This window comes from Citrobacter sp. Cc139, assembly GCF_030334645.1.
Lineage (GTDB): Bacteria > Pseudomonadota > Gammaproteobacteria > Enterobacterales > Enterobacteriaceae > Citrobacter > Citrobacter werkmanii.
In genome coordinates this window covers 1-2,179 of the sequence record NZ_JAOWDM010000089.1, presented here as the reverse complement: position 1 = coordinate 2,179, position 2,179 = coordinate 1, and the positions used below count along the sequence as shown (strand labels likewise).

The following is a 2,179-nucleotide window of genomic DNA, read 5'->3' as shown; positions in this document are numbered from 1 at the left end:
TTAGATACAGTTCGATTTACCTGAAGCGCCCCTATACCATGACATGCTGATTGCTGGCTATTACCACCAGTCCCTCCCTGCGTAACACTCAGGGAAGTCGTCAGACCGGAAAGACTCGTGATATCGCTGTTACTGCCTTTTTTAGCGTAACCTTCAAGCTCTGTTTTATCTGCCTTTTCCGAAAGCGCTGTGGTAATACTTCCCCAGGCTGGCCCTGTATAAGAACTGCCATCCGGCAGCCTTACCGTGATGTTTCCCGTACCGCTGAATACCTGCTGCCAGTTTTGCTTATCGTAGTTCAGCCCGCGCAGGGCTTCAGCGCTTTGAGCAACCAGCGCGGCTGTCACCATATTAAGAGCAACACGTGGGACAGCAGACCAGGCCACACCAGACTGTGTTGGCCCGGTAAAATTGCTGACCAGCGTCAACGCTGCACCGCTTTCCACTGATTTAACCGGGAGCGTATAGGGAACGCCGCCGACAGTGACAACAATAAAATCTCCGGCCGCCACCTCGGTAGTAAACGCGGTCCCGTTGCCAGCGACCACAGCAGAGTTATTCGTCAGGGTTAAAGTTCCTGCTGACATAGTTTTTCCTCAGTACATATTCGGAAGGATTAGAATGGGCATGGCGATATTTCTGTTTCTGGTCATATCCCATGAGCCGGAATTACGGTCTGTAAATACTTTGTTGTAGGCTGACCTGACGTTACCGCCTGACATAACCACGCCTTTGGTTCTGATATTTCCCCATCCACCAATCATTCGTACCTGAACGCCGGTGTAGACTATCTGGCAGAACCCGCCGCCTATATCCTGGAATGCGTCGGTTATCTGGATTTGTCGGTCATATACAAACGGGCGTTTCAGCGTGGAGAACGTGACCTGGCCTGCGGCGTTGGTCATTGTGATACCGTCGCCACCGATAGGAGCCGTCTGGTTGAATACCACCAGGTCAATCGTTGCTGTGCCTTCTAAGTCATCCCGCCCTGTGTAGGAAATATCGCGAACGATGATGTTGCCGCCATCAAACCCTACCGACACATTCGGGTTATCCCATTTGCCGAAAGGAATACCGCTCACCGGAAGCGGCGCGCTGCCGTTAACCGTAATGCGCCCGGAATAAGCGCAGGTCATCAGCGCGGCCTGGTTGGATATGGCGGTAAAGTCAGTCGAGTTTGAAACCAGTAATCCTTCGTTATAAGTCGCCGCAGGCAGCAGTTCCATGACATAACCAGACCAGTCCGGAGTGATGGCCTTCCCCCCGATGGTCTCTGCGCCAATGATGACCCCGGCGTCCCCGTTTCGGGTGACACCTGTCATAATGGCCACATCAAATTCAGCATAGGAATAGATGTAGATGGGGTTAGTTGGCACAACGATAGCCAGTGAGCCGGGAACAAGTGGTGTATTGACCGGGTACTGCATTGACTGGGATGACCAGCCCGAGAACGATGTGCAAAAACTGGGGGCTCGCAGCCCCGCAGTAATTGCCATTGCCGGACGGCCATCGTTATAGTCGATTAATATCCCCTCAGGCATATCACCACCTCCCTACTACAACCCGACCACCACCGGACAAATTGACCGTCAGTCCATTCCCGTTGATTACGACGGTGTTATTGGTGCCGTTAAATGCAAATGCTCCGCCATCTGCGTACAGGCTTCCATGAAACTCTGCATTCCCTGATTTTGGTAATTTCCATCCACGCCCGCCCGGACCTGCTATAAAGTTTGATGACTGCAGGCTGTCAGTAATTTTTCCGAAATCAATGGAGGCATCACGGAAAAACGCATCACTGATAAACACCTGACCATTCACCACTGCAAAGGGTGAATATTGCGTATCACCGCTGCCACTCATCAGGACGAATTGATTGGCGTTAAATCCGACACGAGTGACTACCGGTTTACCCGCTTCGGCCAGCACTGCAATCGACATCCCGGCGTTATACATCACACCGTTAATCCGGACTCCGGTTTTGAGGGTGTAAATTGCAGATGCTCCTGTAGCATCAACTACGGCGGTGAGCTTATCTTCCAGCGCTGCAGTCACATCATTGAACTGCGCCTGCACCTGCGTGGACATTTCAGCCATCGCTTTATCAACATCTGCAATGGTCGTTTTAACCACCAGAATATCCGCGCGCACTTCGCCGTACTGCGCCCACTGGTGTTCC

The 2,179-nt window shown here is 52.2% G+C and carries 2 protein-coding genes and 1 pseudogene; all 3 read right to left on the bottom strand.

Annotation, left to right across the window (positions count from 1 at the left end; genetic code table 11):
* A pseudogene (locus tag OGV69_RS16100) lies at nt 1–587 on the bottom strand (phage tail fiber protein); the annotation flags it as partial.
* A 9-nt stretch (nt 588–596) separates the two neighbouring features.
* A complete protein-coding gene (locus OGV69_RS16095) occupies nt 597–1,541 on the bottom strand; it encodes a DUF6453 family protein (protein WP_069325471.1) in 945 nt (314 codons plus the stop codon).
* A 1-nt stretch (nt 1,542) separates the two neighbouring features.
* Nucleotides 1,543–2,179: phage tail tip fiber protein (locus OGV69_RS16090; protein WP_286469408.1), on the bottom strand; the 637-nt coding region annotated here is incomplete at its 5' end.

Coding starts and splice junctions, on each gene's coding strand:
- OGV69_RS16095 (WP_069325471.1), bottom strand. CDS start 1,541: ATGCCTGAGGGGATATTAATCGACTATAACGATGGCCGTCCGGCAATG.